Source organism: Blautia sp. OM06-15AC (assembly GCF_003481425.1).
Taxonomy (GTDB): domain Bacteria; phylum Bacillota; class Clostridia; order Lachnospirales; family Lachnospiraceae; genus Fusicatenibacter; species Fusicatenibacter saccharivorans.
This window is the reverse complement of record NZ_QULD01000001.1, coordinates 376,644-403,392: the sequence shown is the minus strand read 5'-3', so window position 1 is coordinate 403,392 and position 26,749 is coordinate 376,644. Positions and strand designations below refer to the sequence as shown.

At 50.2% G+C, this 26,749-nt stretch carries 23 protein-coding genes; 4 read left to right on the top strand and 19 right to left on the bottom strand.

From position 1 onward, the window contains the following. The 11 genes from DXB83_RS02015 to DXB83_RS01965 form a co-directional block, all read right to left on the bottom strand. On the bottom strand, nt 1–1,155 hold the full coding sequence (locus DXB83_RS02015; protein WP_117812869.1) for a 1-deoxy-D-xylulose-5-phosphate reductoisomerase: 1,155 nt from the start codon (nt 1,153–1,155) through the stop codon (nt 1–3). A gap of 50 nt (nt 1,156–1,205) precedes the next feature. Beyond that, nucleotides 1,206–1,997, bottom strand: a complete 792-nt coding sequence (locus DXB83_RS02010) for a phosphatidate cytidylyltransferase (protein ID WP_022461500.1) — start codon at nt 1,995–1,997, stop codon at nt 1,206–1,208. Between the two features lie 5 nt (nt 1,998–2,002). Next, nucleotides 2,003–2,740 carry a polyprenyl diphosphate synthase gene (gene uppS / locus DXB83_RS02005; protein ID WP_022461499.1) on the bottom strand — a complete coding sequence of 246 codons (738 nt, stop codon included), beginning with the start codon at nt 2,738–2,740 and terminating at the stop codon, nt 2,003–2,005. A 67-nt stretch (nt 2,741–2,807) separates the two neighbouring features. Next, the gene (frr, locus tag DXB83_RS02000; protein WP_373141022.1) at nt 2,808–3,326 is read right to left on the bottom strand and encodes a ribosome recycling factor; all 519 of its coding nucleotides are present in this window, start codon (nt 3,324–3,326) and stop codon (nt 2,808–2,810) included. 210 nt (nt 3,327–3,536) lie between these two features. After that, the gene (pyrH, locus tag DXB83_RS01995; RefSeq protein ID WP_022461497.1) at nt 3,537–4,235 is read right to left on the bottom strand and encodes a UMP kinase; all 699 of its coding nucleotides are present in this window, start codon (nt 4,233–4,235) and stop codon (nt 3,537–3,539) included. Nucleotides 4,236–4,293: 58 nt separating this feature from the next. Next, nucleotides 4,294–4,545, bottom strand: a complete 252-nt coding sequence (locus tag DXB83_RS17320) for a helix-turn-helix domain-containing protein (protein WP_226906317.1) — start codon at nt 4,543–4,545, stop codon at nt 4,294–4,296. A 75-nt stretch (nt 4,546–4,620) separates the two neighbouring features. Then, nucleotides 4,621–5,940, bottom strand: a complete 1,320-nt coding sequence (locus DXB83_RS01985) for an aspartate kinase (protein WP_117800910.1) — start codon at nt 5,938–5,940, stop codon at nt 4,621–4,623. A gap of 134 nt (nt 5,941–6,074) precedes the next feature. Beyond that, nucleotides 6,075–7,394 (bottom strand): glycoside hydrolase family 32 protein, encoded by a 1,320-nt coding sequence (locus tag DXB83_RS01980; protein WP_117801219.1) that lies wholly within the window; start codon nt 7,392–7,394, stop codon nt 6,075–6,077. A 117-nt stretch (nt 7,395–7,511) separates the two neighbouring features. Further along, nucleotides 7,512–8,372, bottom strand: a complete 861-nt coding sequence (locus DXB83_RS01975; RefSeq protein WP_022461494.1) for a carbohydrate ABC transporter permease — start codon at nt 8,370–8,372, stop codon at nt 7,512–7,514. Beyond that, a complete protein-coding gene (locus tag DXB83_RS01970) occupies nt 8,372–9,244 on the bottom strand; it encodes a carbohydrate ABC transporter permease (protein WP_022461493.1) in 873 nt (290 codons plus the stop codon). Before DXB83_RS01970 ends, DXB83_RS01975 begins: the two co-directional genes overlap by 1 nt. 27 nt (nt 9,245–9,271) lie before the next feature. Then, nucleotides 9,272–10,645, bottom strand: coding sequence for an ABC transporter substrate-binding protein (locus DXB83_RS01965; RefSeq protein ID WP_117760371.1), 1,374 nt, complete (start codon nt 10,643–10,645; stop codon nt 9,272–9,274). Nucleotides 10,646–10,957: 312 nt separating this feature from the next. Here DXB83_RS01965 and DXB83_RS01960 point away from each other — a divergent pair, with 312 nt between their 5' ends. Beyond that, on the top strand, nt 10,958–11,986 hold the full coding sequence (locus DXB83_RS01960) for a LacI family DNA-binding transcriptional regulator (protein WP_118697220.1): 1,029 nt from the start codon (nt 10,958–10,960) through the stop codon (nt 11,984–11,986). A 114-nt stretch (nt 11,987–12,100) separates the two neighbouring features. On the opposite strand, the gene DXB83_RS01955 is transcribed toward DXB83_RS01960, so the two are convergent. The 8 genes from DXB83_RS01955 to DXB83_RS01920 form a co-directional block, all read right to left on the bottom strand. After that, nucleotides 12,101–12,796, bottom strand: coding sequence for an L-ribulose-5-phosphate 4-epimerase (locus DXB83_RS01955; RefSeq protein WP_022461490.1), 696 nt, complete (start codon nt 12,794–12,796; stop codon nt 12,101–12,103). Between the two features lie 34 nt (nt 12,797–12,830). After that, the gene (locus DXB83_RS01950; protein WP_334294899.1) at nt 12,831–14,423 is read right to left on the bottom strand and encodes a xylulokinase; all 1,593 of its coding nucleotides are present in this window, start codon (nt 14,421–14,423) and stop codon (nt 12,831–12,833) included. Nucleotides 14,424–14,455: 32 nt separating this feature from the next. Then, entirely contained in the window at nt 14,456–15,574 is a 1,119-nt protein-coding gene (locus tag DXB83_RS01945; RefSeq protein ID WP_118697219.1) for a GntR family transcriptional regulator, read from the bottom strand. 123 nt (nt 15,575–15,697) lie between these two features. After that, on the bottom strand, nt 15,698–16,315 hold the full coding sequence (locus DXB83_RS01940) for a DUF5662 family protein (RefSeq protein ID WP_226906316.1): 618 nt from the start codon (nt 16,313–16,315) through the stop codon (nt 15,698–15,700). Beyond that, the gene (locus tag DXB83_RS01935) at nt 16,293–18,188 is read right to left on the bottom strand and encodes an alpha-amylase family glycosyl hydrolase (protein ID WP_118697218.1); all 1,896 of its coding nucleotides are present in this window, start codon (nt 18,186–18,188) and stop codon (nt 16,293–16,295) included. The genes DXB83_RS01940 and DXB83_RS01935 overlap by 23 nt, the downstream gene beginning before the upstream one ends. Before the next feature lie 96 nt (nt 18,189–18,284). After that, a complete protein-coding gene (locus DXB83_RS01930; RefSeq protein WP_117509068.1) occupies nt 18,285–19,040 on the bottom strand; it encodes an exodeoxyribonuclease III in 756 nt (251 codons plus the stop codon). Nucleotides 19,041–19,121: 81 nt separating this feature from the next. Further along, nucleotides 19,122–20,582 (bottom strand): aminotransferase class I/II-fold pyridoxal phosphate-dependent enzyme, encoded by a 1,461-nt coding sequence (locus tag DXB83_RS01925; protein ID WP_158554953.1) that lies wholly within the window; start codon nt 20,580–20,582, stop codon nt 19,122–19,124. Between the two features lie 114 nt (nt 20,583–20,696). Further along, nucleotides 20,697–21,761: a branched-chain amino acid aminotransferase gene (locus DXB83_RS01920; RefSeq protein WP_117509070.1), complete on the bottom strand. Its 1,065-nt coding sequence runs from the start codon at nt 21,759–21,761 to the stop codon at nt 20,697–20,699. A gap of 278 nt (nt 21,762–22,039) precedes the next feature. Here DXB83_RS01920 and DXB83_RS01915 point away from each other — a divergent pair, with 278 nt between their 5' ends. The 3 genes from DXB83_RS01915 to DXB83_RS01905 all read left to right on the top strand — a co-directional run bounded on the left by DXB83_RS01915 (nt 22,040) and on the right by DXB83_RS01905 (nt 26,733). Continuing rightward, the gene (locus DXB83_RS01915; protein WP_117509071.1) at nt 22,040–22,408 is read left to right on the top strand and encodes a DUF1292 domain-containing protein; all 369 of its coding nucleotides are present in this window, start codon (nt 22,040–22,042) and stop codon (nt 22,406–22,408) included. Between the two features lie 218 nt (nt 22,409–22,626). Further along, on the top strand, nt 22,627–22,950 hold the full coding sequence (locus DXB83_RS01910) for a helix-turn-helix domain-containing protein (RefSeq protein ID WP_117800904.1): 324 nt from the start codon (nt 22,627–22,629) through the stop codon (nt 22,948–22,950). Between the two features lie 189 nt (nt 22,951–23,139). Beyond that, on the top strand, nt 23,140–26,733 hold the full coding sequence (locus DXB83_RS01905) for an ABC transporter ATP-binding protein/permease (protein ID WP_118697217.1): 3,594 nt from the start codon (nt 23,140–23,142) through the stop codon (nt 26,731–26,733). The last annotated feature ends 16 nt before the right edge of the window (nt 26,734–26,749 follow it).

Sequence of the window (26,749 nt, the reverse complement as noted above, 5' to 3'; positions counted from 1 at the left end):
TTATTCTCCCATCTTATATCTGTTCGCAATCCATTCATACGTCTCCTGCTCCGCCGCGAGAATCTGCTCCAGCGTCGGATCGGCAATCGTTTTGTGTGCTTCCATTGCACCGGCGATCACGTCGTAAATCTCGAGGAAACGGATCTTCTTCGCGAGGAACAGTGCAACGGCGCGTTCATTTGCCGCATTGAAGACCGTCGGCATGGAGCCGCCCCTCCGGGACGCCTGCATTGCCATCGGAAGGCCGAGGAAGGTATCCATATCCGGTTTTTCAAACGTGATCTGTGTCAGCGCCGCAAAGTCGAGGCGGTCGCCTGCAAGGAAGCGGCGCTCCGGGTAATACAGTGCGTACTGGATCGGCAGTTTCATATCCGGTGTGCCAAGCTGTGCCATGACAGCGCCGTCTTTAAATTCTACCATGGAATGGATAATGCTCTTTGGCTGTACCACAACCTGAATGTGGTCGAGATCAACACCGAACAGCCATTTTGCTTCCATGACTTCCAGTCCTTTGTTAACGAGTGTCGCGGAATCAATCGTGATCTTGTGCCCCATCGACCAGTTCGGATGACGGAGCGCCTGCTCTACCGTTACGTTTTCGAGCTCCGCTCTTGTTTTTCCGCGGAACGGACCGCCGGATGCAGTAATCAGAAGTTTTTCAATTTCTTTTCTGTTTTCCCCGTGCAGGCACTGGAAAATCGCCGAGTGCTCGCTGTCCACCGGAAGGATCTGTACACCGCATTCCTCTGCCAGCGGCATAATAATGTGTCCCGCCGTTACCAGTGTCTCTTTGTTTGCCAATGCAATGTCTTTTCCTGCCTTCATCGCCGCAACCGTCGGGCGGATGCCGATCATGCCGACGATCGCTGTCACAAGGATTTCGCTCTCCGGCATCGTGGCAAGCTCGATCATGCCGTCCATGCCGCTGCCGATTTTTACAGGAAGATCCTTCACTCTGTCACGGAGTTCTGCCGCTTTCGCCTCATCGCCGACTGCCGCAAACTTCGGATGAAATTCCCGGATCTGCTGCTCGAGCAGTGTAATATTACTTCCGGCGCTGATGCCGACCACCTCAAGATCGCCGTTGGCACGCACGACATCGAGGGTCTGGGTTCCGATCGAACCGGTTGAACCAAGAATTGCTATTTTCTTCATATCCCAGTTTCTCCCATCTGCTTCCCGTTTATGCTGTAGGGGAAGCTTTTTTAATGAATCAGAAGCACCGACAGGAAATAGATGATCGGTGCGGTAAAGATCACGCTGTCGAAGCGGTCGAGAATACCGCCGTGGCCCGGAATCAGCTTTCCGTAATCCTTGATGCCCTGATTTCGTTTGATTGCGGATGCCGCAAGGTCTCCGACCATAGAGATCAGCGCGCCGACACCGCAGATGATGGCGTATTCCACCATGCCGCCCTTTGTCGCAGCCGCATAGATGATGCCGAGCAGAATCGCTCCGACGACACCGCCGACAGCCCCTTCTACGGATTTTTTCGGGCTTAAAACCGGCGCCATTTTATGTTTTCCAAAGAGTACGCCGACACAGTATGCACACGTATCGCAGCCCCAGGAGCACAGGAAAATCAGCCATACATGGAATTTTCCGCCGTCCAGCATACGGGTCTGATATACATAGGAAAGCATTACGCCGACATAGACAATCGCAAAGAACGCCGGCATCACCTGATTGGCGTTGTATTTCGGATAAGTAAATACGTATACTGCCATCAGAAGCACGAGATCCAGGATCAGCGCGAGCATCTGGTACATCGGGTCATGAAGCAGCAGGGACAGATAGAAAATCACAACGCCCGCATAGCCCGTAATTTCCAACAGATTCCATTTATCTTCTCTTACCTTCATCACGCGGAACAGCTCTCCTGCGCCGATCAGCGACAGGCACAGAACCGTCATATAGAGCACGGTTCCGCCGCTGCAGATCGTAAGCAGCGCCACAAGGACGAGCACGATGCCGCTTAACAGTCTTGTCTTAAACATCTTTTTTATTCCTCCTTCACGCCGCCGTAACGCCGGTCTCTGTTATTATATTGTTCGATAGCTTTTCTCAATTCCTCTTCGTGGAAATCCGGCCACGGAACCTCGGTAAAGTAAAATTCCGTGTAGGCCAGCTGCCACATCAGGTAGTTGGAAAGGCGCTGCTCGCCGCTTGTACGGATCAGAAGATCTGGATCCGGGATTCCGGCGGTGTCGAGGTAGCTCTCAAAACACTGCTCCGTCAGTTTTCCGTTCTCATCAAACGCATTCTCTGCGAGAGTTCCGTTTTTCACATCCTCGATCATACGGGTCATGCCGCGCAGGATCTCATCACGGGAACCGTAGTTCATTGCGATCTGGAAGTACATGTGATCGTAATCTTTGGAGCACTCCTCCAGTTCATGAATGCTGTCCTGAATATCCTGCGGGAATGCGCTCGGATCTCCGATGATTTTGACGCGCATCTGATTTTTATGTGCTTTTTTGATGCATCGTTTCAGATACTGGCGGAACAGCTTTAAGAGGCCCTCCACCTCGGCGCGGGAGCGTTTCCAGTTCTCGGTTGAGAACGCATAGACGGTCAGATATTTGACACCCATGTCTTTGATCACGTCACACATTTTTTCCAGATTGTCGCATCCGACGATATGGCCGTAGCCGCGCGGCATATTGCGTTTTTTCGCCCATCTGCCGTTTCCGTCCAGGATGATGGCGATGTGATTCGGCACTTTTAATTCATTATCCATACTTTTTTCCTCCGTAAACGATAACAGGCTGCCTGCAAATGACAGGCAGCCCCTCGTTTTCTTTGTATTACACGGTCATAATTTCTTTGGATTTTACGTCCACCATCTGATCTACTTCTTTGATATATTTGTCTGTTAATTTCTGGGTCTGCTCCTCGAGCTCTTTGATTTCGTCCTCGGAAACGTCCTCTTTGGCAAGTTTCTTGAACGCATCATTGGCATCGCGGCGGATGTTGCGGATGGCTACCTTTGCGCCCTCTGCTTTTTTCTTTACCTCTTTTACCAGCTCTTTACGACGGTCCTCGGTAAGCTCCGGGAATACCAGACGGATGACTCTTCCGTCATCGGACGGGTTGATACCAAGGTCAGACATCATGATCGCTTTCTCGATCTCTTTTACCAGGGATGCTTCCCACGGCTGGATCTGGATCATACGTGCTTCCGGAACAGAGATGTTTGCCACCTGCTGCAGCGGAGTCGGTGTTCCATAGTAATCTACAGTAATGCGGTCCAGTACGTGCGGGTTTGCACGGCCTGCGCGGATGGTTCCGAATTCGGAATCGAGGCTTGCAATGGATTTGCCCATTTTTACCTCAAACGGTTTTACTCTCTCGTCGATCTGATTTGCCATATTAAATTTGTCCTCCTGCTATCTCTTATACGGTCACAGTTCTGCGAACTGTGACATTCGCAGCTCTCATTTAAAGTTTTGCTTCGCAAAAGGAGAGCTGCTCACACCTGAATCATTTTCTTACGCAGTAAAACAGCAAGTGTTTTACTGCTGAATTTTTATTAATTATACCGTTACTCTTGTGCCGTTAATTTTTCCGTTTGCAGCATTTACAATGCTGTTCTCTTCATTTAAACCAAATACCAGCATCGGCATTTTGTTTTCCTTGCAAAGGATGGATGCGGTCATATCTACCACTTTCAGATCCTTTTCAATGACTTCCTGAATGGAAATCTCGTCAAATTTCTTTGCATCCGGGTTTGTTTTCGGATCGCTGTCGTAGACACCGTCTACTGCTTTTGCAAGCAGAATCTCGTCTGCCTCGATCTCGATCGCGCGAAGTACGGTTGCCGTATCGGTTGAGAAATATGGATGGCCTGTACCGCCGGCAAAGAATACAACCATGTTGTGCTGGAAATATTTGTTTGCACGGTCTTTGGAAAATCCTTTTGTGAACTCTCCGCATGGAAATGGAGTCAGAACTGCGGTCATCATTCCCTGGGAACGGAAGATTTCTGATACATAGATACAGTTCATAACGGTTGCCAGCATACCGATCTGGTCTGCTTTGGTACGGTCGATATTTTCGGAACTGCGTCCTCTCCAGAAGTTTCCTCCTCCGATTACGATGCCGACTTCAATCCCCTGGTCTACCAGAGTTTTTACCTGTTTTGCCACTTTTGTGACGGTCGGCTCGTCAAAACCGGTGTGTTTCTCTCCTGCAAGAGCTTCTCCGCTCAATTTCAGTAATACTCGTCGTTTCATCTTGCATCCTCGTTCCTTTATGATATTTTTTCACAAATGTCTTGCATTTATGAAATGATTATACCATCTGTTCCCAAAAACGACAAGGGCAAAATTCGTTTGTGTTCCGCAGATCGTCTGCCGCTGCGAGAATCCGTCTCCACTGCAGATATTCCATCGGCGTCCGGTGCAGATACGCTTTGAAAATCCGCTGACATTCCCGTGGAGAGAGGTGAACGCTTGCGGCGGCTTCTGCGAACCGACGACCTGGATCATCTGCTGTGTGGTAATCTGTATTTTTACATTCACCATTCGAAAAGAATCCCGCGATACGGCGGCATAAAAACCATAAAAAAATCTCTGTCGGAAGTTCAGACTCCTGACAGAGATTTTTTATAGATTCATTTTAGATCTGCGCTACGACAAAGATATCATAAATTGCTTTGATTGCTGTTTCAAAGTCGCGGTTTTCAACGCCAATGATGATGTTGAGCTCGCTGGAACCCTGATCGATCATCTTGACATTAACGTGTGCATGCGCCAGTGCGGAGAAAATCCTTCCGGCTGTGCCTCTCGTTCTTCTCATGCCGCGTCCTACAACAGCAATCAGCGCCAGATCGGATTCAAGATCAATAGAATCCGGCTGTACGGCACGATGCAGTCCTGCGATAACCTGCTGTTCTTTTGCTGCAAACTCACTCTGATGAACAAATACCGTCATGGTATCGATGCCGGACGGCATATGTTCGAAGGAAAGATTGTTGTCCTCAAAAACACCGAGCACTTTTCTGCCAAAGCCGATCTCGGTATTCATCATGCTCTTCTCAACCGTAATGGATGCAAAGCCTTTCTTTCCGGCGATACCGGTGATGGTGAATTTCGGTTTGCTGCAGGTGTTCTCCACAATCATGGTTCCCGGATCCTGCGGTGCGTTGGTGTTCAGCACGTGGATCGGGATTCCCTCCTGACGGAGTGGGAAGATGGAGTCCTCATGAAGGACGGTAGCTCCCATGTAGGAAAGCTCACGCAGCTCACGGTAGGTAATGGTGGAAATGACTTCCGGATCCTTGACGATACGCGGATCGGTTACCAGGAAACCGGAAACATCGGTCCAGTTCTCGTAGATGTCAGCGTGTACGGCCTTTGCCACGATGGAACCAGTGATATCGGATCCGCCGCGGGAGAAGGTTTTTACGCTTCCGTCCGGTTTTGCGCCGTAGAATCCAGGAACGACTGCGTTATCCAGATCTTTTAAACGCTCGGAGAGCACTTCGTCAGTCTTGTCTGCAAGGAAGTTTCCGTTCTCGTCGAAGCAGATCACTTCTGCAGAATCAATATACGTATATCCCAGATAATTTGCCATCACGATACCGTTCAGGTACTCTCCGCGGGATGCGGCGTAGTCCTCTCCGGCTGCTGCGGCAAAGTTTTCTGCGATTTTTTCAAATTCCGGGGAAAGATCCAGGCTGAGGTTCAGACCGTCGATGATCTCCTGATATCTCGCTTTGATGTTCTGCAGTTTCTTCTTGAAATCTCTTCCAGCAACTGCAGTGCGATAGCAGTCATACAGCATATCGGTTACTTTCGTATCAGCAGAATTTCGTTTTCCAGGAGCGGAAGGTACCACGTATCTTCTTCCCTCATCTGCGCGGATGATGTCTCCGACCTTCTTAAACTGCTCTGCGCTCGCGAGGGAGCTGCCGCCGAATTTTACTACTTTCTTCATAATAATCTCTCCTTGCGTTCTTTTCGGATATCTTTCGAAATCTCGTTTTTCAGCCCGTCACTTTAACGTTAGAAAGCTGTTACGTACTAGATTAGAACAAAATCCCGTATGCGTCAAGAACTTTTTGGGCTGATTCATTCATTCCACAGATAAATTTCCGGTTTTTTCTCCATTTTATAGGAGAATGTCTCTCCAAGCCCGTAAACCGCCTGGCTTAATACGTACTCGCCGTTGTTTGCATAAATTTCGATCATATTCGGATCCACGAAAATCTCAAGAAGATCGCCCTCTTTTAACTGCGGCGTCTCGGCATGAAGCCATCCTTTTGCACCGGATGGATAGACATCCGTGCGGTCTGCGCAGACTTTTCCGCTCTGCCGCCAGATCTTATAGCCGCCGATTTCCAGGCTCTCACCCTCTTTTAATTCGGCGCGGATCATGGCACACTCTCCGCATGCCGAAACGAGGGAATCCGTCTTTTTGCAGAATCCGTCGCGGATCGCAGGCAGAACACGGAAGTAAATATGATCGTTCTGTACATCCACCACACGCGGCAGGCAGAACATGCCTTGCCATATACCATCTACCGGTTCCGGCATCCGAAGCCATGCGATGGAAATCCGGTTTCCGTCCGCATCCGTCATGGTCTGCGGTGCATAGAGGTCACCGCCGCAGTCCAGAAGCTGCCAGTTCTCCGGAAATTTCATTGTGCAGGTTTTTTCATCAAACTCAGGCAGCATACAGATCGCCCGATCCGCATAGCCGTCGGGGTCCTCGATCAGTTCCATCGGGGAGAATACAAAGACGCTGCGTCCGTTTACGTTAAAGAGATCCGGGCACTCCCACATCCAGCCGAGCTTCTGTTTCGTCGTCGCCTGTCCGGCCAGATGCCAGTGGGAAAGATCCTCACTCTTATAGAATAATGCCTCGCCCTTGTGATCCTTCGTCGTGCTTCCAAGCACCATATACCATGCGTCGCTTCCCTTCCAGACTTTCGGGTCACGCGTGTGCGTATTGTCGCCGATTTCCGGATCGGTGAGTGCCGGGATAACAACCTCCTTATCCCCGAAGACATCAAAATGCATACCGTCCTTCGAAGTAAGGTGAAGCTGCGCCGAGGTAAAATCCTGATCAAGGCACTGATGAATATCCTTCGGATTTACCTGATTATAGTGAACACCCGTGTAAAAGAGATGCATCACGCCGTTCTCTTCTACTGCGCTTCCGGAAAAGCAGCCGTTCTGGTCCTCGGAAAGACTCGGGAACAGGGCAACGCCGACATGCTCCCAGTGAATCAGATCCGGACTCACCGCATGGCCCCAGTGCATGGTGCCCCAGCGCGGCGCGTACGGAAAATGCTGATAAAAAAGATGATACTGTCCCTTATAATAAATCATGCCGTTCGGGTCATTCACCCAGTTGCCCGGCGCTTTTACGTGTAATCTGTTTTTCATGTGTTTGATTTCCTTTCTGTCTCTTTCTTGTTGTCTCTGATAAGAAAAGCCGGAAAAAGAAAGCATTTTTAATTCCGCCCTCCTTTGCCCGGCTTGTTCTTGATTTCTATGATTTACTTATTTAACTGCTCCGGCTACGACACCGTTGATGATCTGTTTCTGCAGTGCCACGTACAGAATCAGGATCGGGATGACGCAGAGCAGAAGACCTGCCATGATGGTTCCGTAATCTGCGGAGTAAGTTCCGTAGAAGCTGTAGGTGGAAAGCGGCAGAGTCAGCAGCTTTTTGTCGGTCAGCACCAGGGACGGCAGCAGGAAGTCATTCCAGAATGCCATCGCATTCATGATTACCATGGTGGAAATGATCGGCTTTAACAGCGGGAACACGATGCGGAAGAAGGTCTGGGTGTGGGTACAGCCGTCGATGTAAGCGGCCTCCTCCAGCGCCAGCGGGATACTTCCGCGGATGAATCCGTGGAACATGAACACGGACATCGCCATGGAAAATCCGGTGTGCATGAAGATCAGGGTCAGTCTGTGGTTCAGAATGTTTAAGGTTCCGCCGTATACACTGACAAGCGGGATCATGATTGCCTGGAACGGAATGATCATGGATGCAACCATCAGTGCAAAGATGATATTGGAAAATACGTTGACATTACGCACGATGTAGTAAGCCAGCATGGCTGCGAGTACCGTAACCAGTACGGTTGCTGTTACGGTTACAACCAGAGAGTTCTTGAAGGCATTCAGGAAGTTCATCTGATTGAATGCTTTTACAAAGTTGTCAAACGAAAGACCTTTGATCGTAAACAGCCAGGAGAACGGGCTCTTGATGATATCACGTTTCTGTTTTAAGGAGTTGATGATAACCATGACAAACGGGAACATGAACGCACAGAAAACGATGATCATAAGGAGCATAGCCAGCGCGTCAGTTACTTTTTTCTTTGTTCCGCCAATTTTCTTCTGATTCATTATGCTTCAACCTCCCTCTTCTTGGTGGTGTATACCTGAATACCGCTGATGCAGGCTACAATGATAAACAGGATAAAGGCTTCTGCCTGGCCGACACCGAACTGTCTCGATGTGAATGCTTTCTCATATACGTGCATGGCTGCCATCTCGGTGGTTCCGTACGGAGCACCGCCGGTTAAGGACAGGTTAACATCGTATACCATGAACGCACGGGACAGGGTCAGGAAGAGGCAGATAGTAACGGAGGACATCATCAGCGGAAGGATAATGTTTTTCATTTTTACCCAGCCGGATGCACCGTCGATGCTTGCCGCCTCGAGCACGTCCTCGGAAAGTCCCATAAAGCCGGCGACGTAGATCAGGATCATATAGCCTGCCAGCTGCCATACTGAAACGAGCACCAGCGCTGCAAATGCTTTGTTCGGGGTAGAAAGCCAGGAAATTTCAAACAGGCTCCATCCTGTGGTCTCACCGATGCTGACGAAAACACGGGAGAATACGAACTGCCAGATGTATCCAAGTACGATACCGCCGATCAGGTTCGGGGTGAAAAATCCGGCGCGGAAGAAGTTCTGACCTTTGATGCCGCGGGTCAGGATATAAGCCAGTAAAAAGGCGATCACATTGACGAGAACAACAACCGCAATGACATATTTAAAGGTTAACAGCAGGGATTTCCAGAACTGCGCGTCGCGCATAACGGCTGCGAAGTTGGAAAGTCCTACAAAGTTTTTCACGCTGGAAACACCGTTCCAGTCGGTTAAGGTCAGGTAAATACCGTAGATAAACGGTACCATGACGACTGCCAGGAAGCAGAACAGGCCCGGCAGCGCAAATACACAGAAATCTTTTCCCTTGTTGCTTGATTTCATTTTCGTTCCTCCTTCATATCCTCCGGCTTACTGCTCATCCCAGTATGCCTGGATGGAATCTATCAGTTCCTCGCGGTCACTTCTTCCGGCCAGATATTTCTGCATTGCCGCACCAAGGACAGACCAGTGATCGTTCGGCACGATCGCAGATGCGTTGAATGCTCCGCCGTTCTGTACTTTTTCGTAAATGTCGCGGCTTAACGGATCGCTTGGCTCGTTCGGGTTGTTTTTAAACGGAGGGATCAGGCTGCAGGTCTTTACAACCATCTGCTGTCCGATCTCACTGTAAACCAGCCAGTTCAGGAACTCTTTTGCTGCTGCTTTCTGCTCGTCGGTAGCCACGATATCATCCAGCATGATCTGTTTGGACGGGGATGCCTGGATTTTGCTGTTGACGAAGTCGTCCGGATCATTGTTCAGGAAGTATGGAAGGAAACCGTACTCGTCGGTCGTCTCGGCTCCTGCCTCCTCAAGGTTCGGCCATGCCCAGTTTCCGTTGAACCAGAAAGCGGTTTTTCCGTCTGCCAGGTCAATTGCCATCTCATCGTAATCTGCGCCGAGTGGATCGCCCTTTGCTACGTTGTACTCTTTTAACAGGTCAAAGGTATTCAGGAACTCGTTCATGCGGGTGTAGTCCGGCAGATATAAGGTTCCGTCCTTCAGCTCGTTGATGACTTCTGCTGCACCGTCGGAGGTTCCGTTGTATGTCTCGTAGATGTACTGCAGCTGGTGTGCTCCAAGGGACCAGTCTTCTTTTGCCATGGAGATCGGATTCTTCATTCCGTTGTCCCGCAGGCTCTGGAGAAGTGCTGCGAAATCGTCCTGGGTTTTGATATCGGATGGATCGAACTCGGTACCTAAGGTATCTTCAATCACGCTCTTGTTGTAGATAATACCGCGGCCCTCGATACAGAGCGGGAAGCTGTAAACCTTTCCGTTGATTTTGGTCAGGTACTCTTCTGCCTCGCCGGTCCATGCTTCATTGCTTAAGTCGGCTGCTTTTTCTTCTGCCAGTGCAATGACATCGGTCGTATCCAGAATGGAAAGTGTCGGCGGGTTTCCGGAGTTGTAGAGGCTGACTACTTTGGTATAAGGAGAATCGCCGTCCGTTACCGGCATGATCTCAATATGTACGCCTGCTTTCTCCTCGAACACTTTTGCAATCTCTTCCAGTGCTGTCTGGATTTCTGCTTTTGTGTTCATGATGACGATACTCGTTCCGGAAAGCGACGTATCGTACTGGAAGGTATCAGTGGTCATGTCGATCGGCACTTCTTCTTTTACTGCGTTCGGGTCATCCGGATCGCTTGCGAAGCCGAAGGTGCATCCGGTCAGTGCAGAAGTAAGAAGCACGCCGGACATTCCAAGAGCTGCCGCCCTGGCACTAAATTTCTTTCTCATCACAATTCCTCCTGTTATCTCTGGACAGCTGGTCCTGTCCTTCGTTTTGTGTAACCGGTCAAGTAACCGGTTACTTTCGTTGTCTTTATCATAGCATTGACAGTGGGTTTCGTCAATATTTTCTTTACTTTTCGTGATTTTCCATAATTTTGTTTTTGGCTTTTGTGGAACTTTTACAAAACCGGTTACTTAACCGATTCCCGCTTGTTCCGGCGGGCGAGAAATGTTATACTATATTCATATATTATTTGTTTTTTTCTGAAAGCTTACATGATTCACGCAACACTTTTGAAGGGAAGGACACTTGAACTTATGGCACGAAAAAAAAATGTAACCTTTAATGATATTGCACAGTATACGCATTTTTCCAAAACAACCATTTCCCGGTATTTCAACAACCTGGATTCCCTGACACCGGAAAATCAGCAGATCATTTCCGATGCACTGGATAAACTGAACTATAAAGAAAACAAAGTGGCAAAAATTCTCGCGAACGGACAGACCGAATTTGTCGGCGTCCTGATCCCGAGTCTCTCCATGAACTACTATTCCGAGATGCTGAATCAGATTCTTGCTTCTTATGAGAAATATGGCTATAAATTCCTCGTCTTCGCCGGAAACGGCCACGACGAGACGGAGCACCGCTACATTCAGGAGCTGATGTCGTACAAAATCGAGGGCCTCATCGTCCTCTCCCATACACTCTCCTCCCGCGAACTCTCCGATCTGCAGATCCCGGTCGTTGCAATTGAGCGCGAAGACCAGTTCGTCAGCAGTGTCAATACAGACAACTACCTCGGCGCGTACGAAGCGACTTCGCTTCTGATTCATAACCACTGTGATGTCCTGATTCATCTGAACTCACCGACCAAAGAAAATGTTCCTGCCTACCGCCGTCTCGCCGGTTTCCAGGATGCCTGTGTAAAGGCCGGTGTACCGCACAAGGTTATCATTCGGGATTTTGGACTCTCCTATCAGGAAGCCGCAGCACCGCTGCAGGAAATCTTTGACAACATCGAACAAAAATATGCCGGTCAGAAAAAGGGCATCTTCCTCTCCAACGATGATCATGCCAATATTCTTTTAAATCTTCTGATCCGCAAATACCATACCCTGCCGGACGATTACGAACTCATCGGCTTCGACGGTGCGCCGATTTCCGAGCAGGCTATCTATCCGATCAGCACTGTCGGCCAGCAGATTGACCAGATTGCAGACGAGGCTGTTTCCCTTCTGGTCTCCCAGATGCAGGAACGGAAAAAACGCCACCCGGTGCCGCTTGCCGAGCCGGTTCACAAGACCGTTCCGCCGCTTCTGATCCGGCGTCAGACGACCACTTGATTTTAAAAGCAGATTTCTATCATAAAAATGTTTTTATCAAAAAAGTGTCATCCACCTGCGGGCTGTGTGCCCTGCAGTTTGTGGATGACACTTTTCTTATCTTCTTACTCTTTTTTAGTTCTGTCCGTAATAAGCATTTGCACCATGTTTACGGTAATAGTGTTTATCCTGCAGCTCCTGCGGTGCCGGCTGGATTCTCGGGTTGATGGTCTCGGCACGGTATGCCATTTTGGCAACCTCTTCGAGGACAACAGCATTGTGAACAGCCTCATGCGCATCTTTGCCCCAGGTGAACGGTCCGTGGTTCTTGCAAAGAACGGCCGGAACGGCTTTTACATCTTTTCCCATCCGTTTGAACTCATTGACGATCAGATGGCCGGTGTTTTCCTCGTATGCCTCGTCAATCTCTTCTTTTGTCAGGCAGCGCAGGCACGGTACTTCACCGTAGATGTAGTCTGCATGGGTTGTTCCGTAGCACGGAATGCTTCTTCCCGCCTGTGCCCAGCTTGTCGCATAGGAGGAATGGGTGTGAACAATGCCGCCGATCTCTGGAAATGCTTTGTACAGCTCCAGATGGGTCGGGGTGTCAGAAGACGGACGGTAGCGTCCTTCTACTTTGTTTCCGTTCAGATCCATGACAACCATATCGTCCGGTGTCAGCAGGTCGTAATCCACGCCGCTTGGTTTGATGACGAACAGACCGCTTTCCCGGTCAATCTCGCTGACATTTCCCCAGGTAAAGGTAACCAGTCCGTATTTTGGAAGAAGCATGTTGGCTTCGTATACTCTTTTTTTCAGTTCTTCTAACATTGTGTTGTCCTTTCTGTCTTTCCCAAACGATGGTTCATTTTAAGCTCTCTACTGCTGCACGCTCAATCGGCAGGCCTTTTTTGTAGCGCTCGGTGAATACTTCAAATCCAGCGACGTCTGCCGGGTCCGGATCCATCTTGGTTCCAGCATTTCCTGCGAAGACTTTTGCATCGAGGTAATCCTCGAGTGTTTCATTCTCTTCTTTATTGATCATATAAGAAGCCAGCAGTGCGATGCCCCAGGCTCCGCCCTCTCCTGCTGTCTCCATGACGGAAACCGGTGCGTCGATTGAACCTGCGAGGATCTTCTGGCCGACACCTTTTGTCTTGAAGAGACCGCCGTGGCCGAGAATCTGGTCGACCTGAACATGCTCCTCTTTCATCAGGATATCAAGGCCGACTTTCAGGGCGCCAAGGGAAGTAAACAGGTTGACTCTCATAAAGTTTGCCAGATTGAATTTCGCATCCGGAGTACGCGCGAAGACAGGACGGCCCTCGTTGAATCCGGTTACGTGCTCGCCGGAGAAGTAGTTGTAGGCAAGGAGTCCGCCGCAGTCTGCGTCGCCCTCCAGGGCTTTGTTGTACAGCTTGCCGAACAGATCATTCGTGCTGATTTCCATGCCGAAGGTCTGCGCAAATTCACGGAAGAGATTGACCCATGCATTCAGATCAGAAGTACAGTTCTGGCAGTGCACCATGGCAACCGGATGACCGGACGGGGTTGTTACCATATCGATCTCCGGGTATACTTTGGAAAGGTTCTTCTCCAGAACGATCATAGCAAAAACGGAAGTTCCGGCAGACACGTTTCCGGTTCTGACGCGGACGCTGTTTGTTGCTGCCATACCTGTTCCGGCATCTCCCTCCGGCGGGCAGAGCGGAATGCCTGCTTCCAGATTTCCGGACATGTCGAGAAGTGCGGCACCTTCTTTTGTCAGAACACCGGCATTGTCACCTGCGTTCAGAACGTGCGGCAGAACATCGAGTGCTTTCCATGAATATGCTTTGTCTGCGACTGCCTCGTCAAATTTGGCGATCATGTCGGCAAAGTAAGTGTTGGTTTCAGAATCGATTGGAAAGATTCCAGATGCCTCGCCGACACCAACGACACGCTCGCCGGTCATTTTCCACTGAATGTATCCGGCAAGGGTTGTCACGTAGTCGATATCTGCCACATGCGGCTCACCGTTTAAGATTGCCTGATACAGATGGGCGATAGTCCATCTCTGCGGGATGTGGAATCCGAAAAGATCGGTCAGCTTCTCGCTTGCTTCTTCTGTGATATTGTTTCTCCAGGTGCGGAACGGCACGAGGAGGTTTCCTGCTTTGTCAAATGCCATATAGCCGTGCATCATGGCACTGAAGCCGATGGCTCCGACGCGGGTCAGAGTAATGTCGTATTTTTCTTTGACATCAGCTGCCATTTTGGTATAGGCATCCTGCAGGCCCGTCCAGATGTCCTCGAGGGTGTAGGTCCACACGCCGTTGTCATAGCGGTTTTCCCACTCGTGATCTCCAGATGCAATCGGGGCGTTGTCTGCGCCGATCAGGACGGCTTTGATTCTGGTTGAGCCGAACTCAATACCAAGTGCTGTTTTCTGTTCGAGGATTGCTGTTTTTGCATCCATTCCCATTGTTTTTTCCTCCCTTGGGTTCTTTTCTATTTTTTCGTCTCTGTTGACAGATTTTTTCCTGCAGTGGATTCTCTTACGATGAGTTCCGGGGAAATCAGGCGTTTGACGCTGCTTTCTTCTTCCGGGACTTTTCTGATTTTTTCGAGAATGAGCTCTGCTGCCATCTCACCGAGTTTTTCCTGCGGATGGGCAATGGTCGTGATCCCGATCGGACTGCTCTGGCCGATCAGCGAGTTGTCGTATCCGGTGACGGCGATGTCTTCCGGCACGGAGATTCCCTTTTCTTCCAGCATGGAGATGACGGCGAGCGCGATCTGGTCGTTGTAGCAGACGGCGGCATCGACGGACTTTTTGCTGTCGAGCAGCATGGAAAGCATCAGGGACGGTTTGGTTTTCCGGTCTTCGGTGTGAAACCAGATGACGTTTTCGGGATCATACAGGATTCCGCTTTCCTGCAGCGCCTGCACGTAGCCTTTATGGCGCTGGGCGCCCTGGCTGTCGTCGGCCTTGAAGATGCCGATGATGTTTCGTCGGCCGGTCTCTAAAAGGTGCCGGGTCAGCAGATAGCCGCCTTTGCAGTCATCCATCAGAATGCAGGGCTTGTCTGCCATCTGGGGGTAGCAGCCCTGGATGAAGACATACGGGATCTGGTACTTGTCCAGCATTTCGTACAAGTTGATGTGGCGGCAGAGGATCTGGCTTTTGCTCGGCTCGATGATGAGGCCGTCGATGGGCTTGTCGAGGAGTTCTTTTAAGACTTTTTCTTCTTTGGAGCGGCTGTTGCAGGTGTTCTTTAAGATAATGCTGTAGCCGTTTTCGCTCAGCACTCGATCCATTCCCTGGATGAGACGGGGGAAGATGTAGTCGGACAGGTAGGTGGTGGTGACGGCGATGTTTTTTGAATTATGACGCTGGATTACGCGCTCGGAGCAGAAGGTTCCTTTGCCGTGCTGGGCGGTGATATAGCCTTCATTTTCGAGAAGAGCGAGGGCCTTTCGGACAGTGTGGCGTGAGAGGGCGTATTCCCGGGTCAGTTCGTTTTCGGAGGGAAGCTTCTGGCCGGGTTTTATGGTTCCGGAGAGAATCTGCTCTTTTAGGGCTTCCATCAGGGTGTAGTATTTGGCTTTGCCGGTGGTTGGTTCCATGTGATTGGTGATTCCCCTTTCTGGAATTTATAATACAACTTGTACGGTTGTTGTAACAAGTTGTATTTTTGTTGTGGGAAAGGGACGCTCAGGAGTATCGGGAGGGCGGGTGGGTCCAATACCTTAATGAGTGGACGGGGACACTTTCTTGCGGATGGCCTCTTCGTAGACGGTGCATTCTTGAGGACAGTGCATTCGCGGGACGGGGTCACCTTTTAGGAAATGGTAGCGGATGTAATAGAGGGTATCGTCTTCGCCGCGTTCCGAGAGCATGCGCAGCAGAAATTCGAGCTGCGAGAGTGTCTCGGGATGGACGAACCAGAGGTGGCCGATTCCTTTTTTGAGATACTGGTACGGCGCCTGATCGGTATAAGCGTCTCCGAGGTAGACGCGGGACGCGCTGATGCGGTCCATAATCATCTCGGCGACGTAACGGCGCGGCATTGGGACGCCTTTGATGATGGTGTCACAATTGATACCGTAATCAATCCAGTATTCAAAATGATGTTTGTTGCGCCCTTTATGGTGCATCCAGGATTTTGACATGCCGGTGTCTTCGCGCTCGGCGTTATTGGGACTCCGGTCGCCCTGATAGTATTTCATGCCGACCAGAAATTCCGTCGGCGAATATTTCGAGAGGTCGTGGGTCAGTCCCTGCCAGTACAGTCCTATTTTGAAGCAGTACCGCATGACCCACATTTTGTGTGTGGTAATGGTTTTAAAGTGCTGCCATGCTTTCATCATTCTGCCTCTTCTCCTGCTTTCCTGTTAAAATTATGATACTGCGCGGCGGCACGATGACCGTTTTTGCGCTGACTTTTTTCTGATTTTCTTCTGTCAGGAAGACTTCCGGCGTGTTGGTGTCGGCCGTCAGATACCAGACCTTCTGTTCCGGGAGGGACGGCAGTGCCAGCTCATGCGGATTCCAGTGCATGTTGTAGGCAATATAAAGATCGTCGTCCTTGTTGCCGTCTTTATCCTGGAAATAGCTTCCGCAGTACATGACGCCGATAAAACGGCACGTATTTTCCATCTGGGAGAACCAGGCTCTCTGGCTGTGGAAGGACATATCCGGGCAGCCGTAGGATTTGTAGTCGATGAGGCGCGGCTCGCGTTCGCCGTGCAGCGCCGGATGCGCTTTCCGGAAGGCGATTGCTGCTTTTACAAAGGCGGCAAACTCCGGATTCCGGGCGGCTGCTTTCCAGTCGATCCAGCCGGTTTTGTTGTCCTGGCACCAGGCGTTGTTGTTGCCCTTCTGGCTGTTGCCGAATTCATCGCCGCCGTAAATCAGCGGTGTTCCCTGGCTTGTCATCAGCATGAGAACGGCATTTTTCAGCTGGCGGAGACGCAGCGCGCGCACAGCCGGTTTCCGGGTCACGCCTTCTGCGCCGCAGTTCCAGGTCAGGTTTTCGTTGGAACCATCCATATTGTCTTCGCCGTTGTCCAGATTGTGTTTCTGTTCGTAGGAAACGCTGTCATACAGGGTAAAACCGTCGTGATCCGCAAGATAATTGATCACACCGTGTGTCTCCGGGCTTCTTCTCAGATAATAGGTGAAGTCGGAAAGGCTGCCCTCATCGCCTTTTAAGAAGCGGCGGATATGGTACTGGTAACCCTGATTGTGTTCCCCTAAATTCCGGAACCACGGGCGTTTTCCCTGATAGATCCGTGCGCCGTCAAAACCGAGGAAAATCAGTTTCGTCTTCCGAAGGAGTGCATCTTTGGACGCTTCTTCTGCCAGCGATGCATCGCCGACCAGATGGAAACCGTCGATCTGATAGCGGAGCTGCCAGTGGTGCAGAACCTGCAGGGCAAAACCAGAAGGCGTTCCCGGGGCAAAACAGAATTCCATCAGGCATTCGATACCATTCTCATGCAGGGCATCGACCATCTCTGCGAACTCTGCGACGGCATCTGAGGATGCAGCATACGAAGCTTTCGGAGCAAAATACAGGGCCTTTGTGCCGTATCCCCAATAATTCACGCGCTTCTCTTCCACCGGCGCCGGATATACATAGGCCGGCTCCGTAAGGGAGGTCCACTCAAAAAACTCATAGGACGGCATCAACTCTACTGCATTGATACCGAGTTCTTTTAAGTATGGAATTTTTTCGATCACGCCGCGGAACGTTCCCTTGTTCTTTACACGGGAGCTTCCGTCTTTGGTGAAACCGCGCACATGGAGCTTATACAGAATCGTCTCCTCATACGGCCGGTGCAGTGAGGTGGTGCGCATTACCGGGTACTCCGGGAGAAGGCAGCAGCAGGCGCCCTCTTCTTTTTCCATCGGTGCACCGAAGGTTTCTCTTCCTTCTACTGCTCCCGCATATGGATCCAAGCAGAAAGCTTCGTCCATCCGGTAGGCATACGAAAACTTTCCTACCGTCAGGCCTGTGATTTCCACGGAACTGATCACGCCAGTGCGCTCCTCTTCCGGAAGCGGCACGGTAAGAAACGGTTTCTGGTGACCTTTCCGGTACAGCAGAAGCTCTGCTTTTTTTCCATCTGATACTTCTACGGCAAAATTGTATCCGTCTTTCGTCGCCGATGCGCCCATTTTCTCCGGATTTCCCGGTAAAATTCGATATTTTCCTCTGTTTTTTGTCTGTATCATAATTCCCGCCCTTATTTTTTATAATTTGTTGCAATTGTCATACTATTAATGTAAATCATTTGAATAAAATTGTCAATTGACCAATGTTACCAATTGTTATACCTCTAAATCCAGTTCCACCGGGCAATGGTCGGAACCGAGAATTTCGGTATGGATTTTGGCATCTGCAACTGCATCTTTTAAGGACTCTGATACCATAAAGTAATCAAGCCGCCATCCTGCATTCCGCTGGCGTGCCTGGAAGCGGTATGACCACCAGGAATACGTCACGGTGTCCGGATACAGCATACGGAAGGAATCAACAAAGCCTTTTTCTTTGATCACAGCAAATTTTTCGCGCTCCTCTTTCGTAAAGCCGGCGTTTTTCTCATTTGCCTTTGCATTTTTGATATCCATCTCGGTCGCTGCGACGTTCAGATCTCCGCAGAAAATCACCGGTTTTTCCTGCTCCAGTCCTTTTAAGTAAGAAAGAAACGCATCCTCCCACTCCATCCGGTAGGCAAGGCGTTTTAATTCATCCTGCGAATTCGGTGTGTAGACGGTTACAACAAAGTATTCCGGAAACTCTGCCGTGATCACACGGCCTTCCATATCATGTTCTTCGATTCCGATACCATAGCGAACAGAAATCGGCTCCTCTTTGGTAAACAGGGCCGTGCCGGAATATCCTTTCTTTTCCGCATAATTCCAATACTGATGATAGCCGGGCAGCTCAAGGTCGATCTGTCCTTCCTGCAGCTTTGTCTCCTGCAGGCAGAAAATATCGGCATCTGCCGCCTCAAAGTATTCCTGAAAACCTTTTTTCATGCAGGCTCTCAGTCCATTTACGTTCCAGGATATCATTTTTTTCATACGCAATTCATCTCCTTTTCCTGACAGTCTGTTCTCTGCGGTTTCTGTTGCAAAACGCTGGGAACCGACTTCCGTTTTCTTTTATTCCTCTTTCAGAACATACAGCACTTCCAGCGACGCATCCGACGGTCCGTGAAATTCGCAGCCGTCTGCTTTATACTGGCGCATCAGTTCCAACATTTCTCTGCTGTACCGCTCGCCCGGGCAGATGAGCGGGATTCCCGGCGGATATGGGGCTGCCATCTCGGCTGCAATTCGTCCTTCCGCTTCTGCAAACGGAACGGCTTCCTTCTCCGCAAAATATGCCTCGCGCGGTGTCTTTACCATCTCCGGCAGGCTGCGGAACAGCCACTGCTTTTCTGTAAACTTCGTCCGCCCCGTCGTTTTCCCGCTCTCTGCTGCCGAAATTCCTGCCAGCGCATCGATCAGCCGTGTGATATCTTCCTCGCTGTTTGCCCAGGTAATAACGCAGACCACGTTCTCCTCGTCGGCAAGCTCTGTACTGACGCGGTATTCCTCGTACAGACGCACCTGCAGATCGTAGCCGGAAATACCAAGTTCTCTTGCCGAGAATACAAGACGCGTCAGGTCGATCTTCCATACGCCGCACGTTCCTTCCATCTCGGTCCCAAGAACTTCGATTCCTTTGATCTTTGCAAGCTCCTGCCGCGCCCTCTGGCCGAGTTCCAGCGCGCGTTCCATTCGCTCTTTTCCGTGCAGCGCCATCCCGCGCCGCGCCGCATCGAGGGATGCCATCAGAAGGTAGGACGGCGATGTACTCTGTACCATCTGCAGATTGGCGGCCACTCTTGCCTCATCGAGACGGCCAGAACCGAGTGATAAGAAGGAGCTCTGTGTAAAGGAACCCGCCGTTTTGTGGATACTCTGCGCGCAGGCATCCGCACCACTTTCCAGTGCGCCGAGAGGAAGCTGTTCGGAAAAATAGAGGTGCGATCCATGTGCTTCATCGACAAGAAGCGCTGCGTTGTGGCAGTGACAGATTTCTGCGATCGCCTGCAGATCACTGCAAAGACCGTAGTACGTCGGGCTGACCAGAAGTACGGCTTTCGCATCCGGCGTTTCCGCGAAGGCTTTTTCGATCGTCTCCGGCGTTACGCCGCCCCACATCTGCCATTTCGTGCTGTACTCCGGCATCACATAAACCGGTGTGGCTCCGCTTAAAATCAGGCCCATCAGCACCGATTTGTGCACGTTTCGCGGAACAATGATTTTTTCGCCCTCTTTCACAGACGAAAGCACCATCGCCTCGTTGCCGCATGTTGTGCCGTTGACAAGAAAAAAAGTTTTTTTTGCCTTCCACGTTTCCGCCGCCAGTTTCTGCGCCTCTGCAATCACGCCCTCCGCGTGATGCAGATCGTCAAGCCCTTCTGCCTCCGAGAGGTCATACGCCGCAAGCGACGCTCCGTTTAACGTCTCATCCAGCCCGCGCTCAAACCGGTGTCCCGGAATACGGAAATAGGCCGGTGCTTCCTCCCGGAACTGTTGTAACGCCTCCACAAGAGGCATTCGATTCTGATCCATTCTGCTTTGTTTCCTTTCAAACGATTTCTGAATCTTTTTCTGAAGCGAAAGAATCCTCCCCGCACCGCTGTGCGGGAAGGACCCCCTTATCTGCATTTTTCTGTTTTATATGGTTTATTCTACCGGAGTAGTCCAGCCATATTTATCTTCCAGTTTACCCCACTGGATACCGGTCAGGGTATCGTACAGTTTCTGGGTCAGCTCACCGATCTTGAAGTCATTTACAACAACAGAATCGTCCTTGTATACAAATTCACCAACCGGAGATACAACTGCTGCTGTACCAGTACCAAATGCTTCTTCCAGTGTGCCGTCATGACCTGCTTTCATCAGATCGTCAACCGACAGATGTGTTTCGTTTACTTTATATCCCCAGTCTCTTAAGATATGGATCAGGGAATCACGGGTTACGCCCGGAAGAACAGTTCCTTCCAGCGGTGCGGTGTAGATTTCGCCGGCAATCTTGAACATGATGTTCATGGTTCCAACTTCCTCTACATATTTACGATGTACGCCGTCCAGCCACAGAACCTGGGTGCATCCCATCTTCTCTGCTTTTACCTGGCCTGCGATGGAACTTGCATAGTTACCGCCGCATTTTGTAAATCCTGTGCCACCTTTGACTGCACGAACATATTCATCCTCAACCAGGATCTTAACCGGGTTGATGCCCTCTGCATAGTATGCTCCAACCGGAGTGGTGATGATAACGAATTTGTAGGATTTTGCCATATGTACGCCAAGGCTTGCCTCAGTAGCGAACATGAACGGACGGATGTAAAGAGATGTACCTGGCTCAGACGGTACCCAGTCTTCCTGTGCTTTAACCAGTGCTTTGACAGCCTCTACAAACATCTCCTCCGGTACGCCCGGCATGCAGAGTCTCTCGTTGGATTTAATCATACGGCGTGCGTTCATTTCCGGACGGAACAGCTGGATCTTTCCTTCTGCTGTTCTGTAGGCTTTCAGTCCCTCGAACGTTTCCTGTGCATAGTGAAGTACCATGGTTGCAGGATCCATCGGGATTCCGCCGTACGGTACGATTGCTGCATCATGCCATCCCTGCTCTTTGTCCCAGTCCATGACAAACATATAGTCTGTAAAGTGTTTTCCGAATCCAAGATTTTTCTGATCCGGTTTTTCCTGTAAATGTTCTCTTTTTTCAAATCTGATATCCATTTTTTGCCTCCCCGGCAGTTGAGGATAAGTTTGTTCAGCTGCCTGTATATTTAGATTCAATAGTGATAGTATAAAACTGTACCCGAAAACAGTCAATAGAAAATACGACTAATTTTTCATTTTTTCGTTCTTATTTATTGTATCTTTTCCGTATTTTCCTGTATCAGCCGCATTTTTTCTGCTTTCCCGGCACAGCCATTGTGTTTTTTTCTATTATCTGTTAGAATGGCAGACAAGAACCTGATAAGACTTGAACACGAAAAAGGAAGGTAATACAAATGAGTGAAGAATTATTCAACAGCGCATCCTGCAGCGGAGACTGCGCAGACTGCGGCAGCGACTGCCAGGATCTGGATCAGCCGACTGTTACCCTGACACTGGACGACGATACCGAAGTAAAATGTGCCGTACTGACCATTTTCCCAGCTCCGAACCAGAAAGAGTACATCGCTCTTCTGCCGCTCGATGAAAACGGCGAGAACGAAGACGGCGAAGTTTATCTGTATCGTTACTACGAAGAGAACGGCCAGCCGAACCTCGACAACATTGATTCCGATGAAGAGTACGAAATTGCAGCAGACGCATTCGACGAGCTGATGGATACCGAGCAGTTCAACGAGATGGAAGAAAATTCCACCGAAGAGTAAGAATCACAGACTTTGAAACGATTGCAGAACCCGGCGGGAGACCTTATTTTCCTGCCGGGTTTTTCTCTCTTTTTCTCTCAAATTCCCATTATTTCTTATTTGTACAGCTTTTCTGCATCTCTCTTTAAGATCTGTTTCTATTCTTTTACAGACGTATAATATATGTGAGTAGCAATTTTCATGCCGCTACATTACATAGGAATACGAGGTATCTTTTTATGAGAGATAAAGATGTGATACAGCACATTCAGGATTTATGCCGCGAGCGCTCCTGGACTTATTACCGCCTTGCAAAAGAGGCAGACATTCCCTATTCTACCTTAAATAATATGGTAAACCGCACCAATATTCCAACCATCCCTACCCTGCAGAAGCTCTGCGACGCTTTCGGCATCACACTTGCCGATTTCTTTCTCGACGAGCCGGATGCCCTGCAGCTTACCGAAGGACAGCAGGAAATCATTACGCTTTACAATAATCTTTCGCTGGAAAAAAAGAAAATCTTAAAGGCTTATATGAAAGGTCTTCTGATGGAAGTCTGACTTTTCCGGCATCATAAGTATCACAGATAAAGAAAGTTCCGTTTTTTGTTTTTCCGAAACAGAGGCGGAACTTTTTTTCTGTCGATAAACTTTTCTTAAATTTTTCTAAAGCCCGGGACTTTTCCCGTATTTCGTTGTAGAATAAAGGACAACTGTTCACATATTAATCACAGAAGGAGTTACCCTTTCATGCTACAGATTCAGCATATCAAAAAAGAATACCGGACCGGGACGCTGGTACAGAAAGCGCTCGACGATGTGTCCTTAAATTTGCGCGACAACGAGTTTGTCGCTATTTTAGGGCCGAGCGGTTCCGGAAAGACGACGCTTCTGAATATCATCGGCGGCCTCGACCGCTACGACAGCGGCGATCTGATCATCAACGGCATTTCCACGAAAAAGTATAAGGACCGCGACTGGGATTCCTACCGGAACCACACGATCGGCTTTGTCTTCCAGAGCTACAACCTGATCCCGCACCAGACCGTCCTTGCAAACGTAGAGCTTGCGCTTACCATTTCCGGTGTTTCCAAAGAGGTGCGGCGCAAAAAAGCAATCGCGGCACTTGAAAAGGTCGGTCTTGGAAAACAGCTCCACAAGCGGCCGAGCCAGATGTCCGGCGGTCAGATGCAGCGTGTCGCCATCGCCCGCGCTCTTGTCAATGACCCGGAAATTCTGCTTGCCGATGAGCCGACCGGCGCGCTCGATTCCGACACCAGTATTCAGGTCATGGACCTGCTGCAGGAAGTTGCCAAAGAACGCCTTGTCGTCATGGTCACACACAATCCGGAGCTCGCCGAGCTTTACGCCAACCGGATCGTCACCCTGCGCGACGGTGTGATCTGCTCCGACACGAACCCGTTTGAGCCGGATTCCGAAACCCTGCTTCCTCCCAAACACAAAAACATGGGCAAATCGTCGATGTCCTTTCTGACGGCGCTCTCCTTAAGTTTTAATAACCTGCGCACCAAGAAAGCGCGGACCTTGCTCACCTCGTTTGCCGGCTCAATCGGCATCATCGGCATTGCACTGATTCTGGCACTCTCCTCTGGTGTCAACGAGTATATTCAGAATATGGAAGAGGAAACTCTCTCCGAATATCCGCTTCAGATCCAGAGCACCGGCTTTGACCTCACTTCGATGATGATCGGCTCACAGAATGCCGGCAAAGACTCAAAAGATTCCGGCAAAAAGAATGAAATCAAAGTCCAGGAAGTCGTGACCAACATGTTCTCCACCATGAACTCCAACGATCTCGCTTCCCTGAAAAAGTACCTTGACGGCGGTGCGGACGGCATTTCCGACTACACAAATGCCATCGAATATTCCTACTCCGTCACGCCGCAGATCTACCGCGAATACGGCGATTCCATCCGCCAGGTGCACCCGGACCAGTCGTTCCGCTCGCTCGGCCTTGGCGCAAGCTCCAACAGCATCATGTCATCCATGATGAGCACCAACGTCTTTTACGAGATGCCGGACACCGCTTCCCTGTATGAGAACCAGTACGACTTAAAAGCCGGACACTGGCCGGAAAACTATAACGAATGTGTGCTTGTCCTCACTTCCGACGGCGGAATGAGTGATTTTCTGCTCTACACCCTGGGGCTCCGCGATGCACTCGAGCTGGATGAGATGGTCCGCCAGTTTTTAAATGAAGAAACCGTCGAGACCCCTTCCTCCATCGGCACGTATTCCTACGATGATATCCTCGGCACCACGTTCCATCTTGTGAACAGCGCCGACTGCTACGAATACGACAGTCAGTATCAGGTCTGGAAAGATAAAAGCGACAACGAAGACTATATGAAAAAACTCGTTGCCAACGGCGAAAAGCTCACAATCACCGGTATTGTCCAGCCGTCCCCTGACTCTGCCGCCTCTGCCCTGACCGCCGGCATCAATTACCCGGCATCGCTGACCCGCCACGTTGTGGAGGAAGCAAAGAAATCCGAGATTGTGAAACAGCAGATGGCGGACTCCTCCATCGATGTCTTTACGAATCAGGAATTCGGCACCGTGGATCAGAACAGCGGTCTTGATATGGATTCCTTTATCACTGTCGATGAGGACAAGCTGCAGAACGCTTTCCAGTTCGACGATTCCGCACTCTCCGGTGCTTTTTCCGGTGATTCCATGAACCTTGATTTTTCCAGCGCCTTTGCAGACGCCGGAAGCAGCATGGATCTCGCGGGTGCGATTGACCTCAGTCAGATCTCTCTTAATTTCGACGGACTGCCGCAGCTTGATCTTGGCCAGATTTTATCCGGGCTTACTCTCAATGTCAGTGAAGACGGCATGCAGGAACTGGCTTCCAGCCTCATGGAGGGCTATCAGGGCTACGCCTCGGAGCACCCGGAGGCGGATTATTCCCATTTACAGGAGGATTTCGTCTCCTACATCAATTCCACGGAAGCACAGGAAATCCTGCGGCGCCACATCCAGACCATCATTGCAGACGGCGGCGGTGTTTCCATTACCCAGGAACAGATCCAGGAACTCATTCAGCGGATCTTCAAAGGGTATCAGGCATACCTGATCAAGATGGGCTACACCGATCCGGAACAGTTTGATGCTTATCTTGCGGAGTATCTGCAGACCGAAGAAGCTGTTCAGATCATCAACGACTGGATTTCCGAGGTGATGCAGAACAACGGCAATATCGAAATTACATCCGACCAGCTCACTGCGCTTGCGACGGAGCTTTCCAACGGTTATCTCGCTTACGTGAAGGAGAACGGCCTGCCGGATCCAACGGAGATGGGCAAGCACTTTATCGCCTATCTGAACACGGCGGACGGCCAGCAGCGGCTGAACAGCGGTATCACAAAAATCGTCGATCTCGACGGACTGCAGTCCCAGGTTTCTTCTGCGCTCACAAACTACATGGCAGGCGTTATGGGAAGCTACTCCGCTTCTGTCGCCTCGGTTCTGCAGACACAGATCACTTCCGCGATGGAACAGATGATGACGCAGATGGCCTCTGCAATTCAGTCCGAGATGGAGCGCGCCATAACGCAGGTCGGTAATTCTCTGCAGGATTCGATGGGCGATGCCATGAAGATTGACACCGATGCCTTTGCAAGTGCCTTCCAGATGAATATGACTGAGGATGATATGAAGGAGCTCTTCGCTTCTCTTAGTTCTTCCGGCTCTTCCACCTATGAGGGCAATCTGCAGAAACTGGGCTACGCTGATTTTGACGAACCTTCTTCGATCAGCATTTACCCGAAAAACTTTGAGAGCAAGGAACACGTTGTCTCCATCCTCGACGTTTACAATGACACGATGGAAAAAGAAGGCAAAAACGAGCAGGTAATCTCGTACACCGATGTGGTTGGCACTCTGATGTCCTCCGTCACGGATATCGTCAACATCATCAGCTACGTGCTGATCGCTTTTGTCGGCATTTCCCTTGTGGTTTCCTCGATTATGATCGGCGTCATCACCTATATCAGTGTTCTGGAACGTAAGAAAGAGATCGGTATCCTGCGCGCGATCGGTGCTTCGAAACGCAATATTTCGCAGGTCTTCAATGCCGAAACCTTCATCATCGGACTCTGTGCAGGACTGATCGGCATCGGGCTCTCGCTGCTTCTGATGATTCCGGGCAACCTTCTGATCCACCATCTGGCGGATACGACGAAGGTCAGTGCTTCTCTTCCGCTCGTCCCGGCGCTTGTTCTGATTGCACTCAGCGTCGTTCTGACCCTGATCGGCGGTCTGATTCCGTCGAAGAAAGCGGCAAAAAGCGATCCGGTTACGGCACTCCGGACAGAATAATCTGATCCTTAAAACA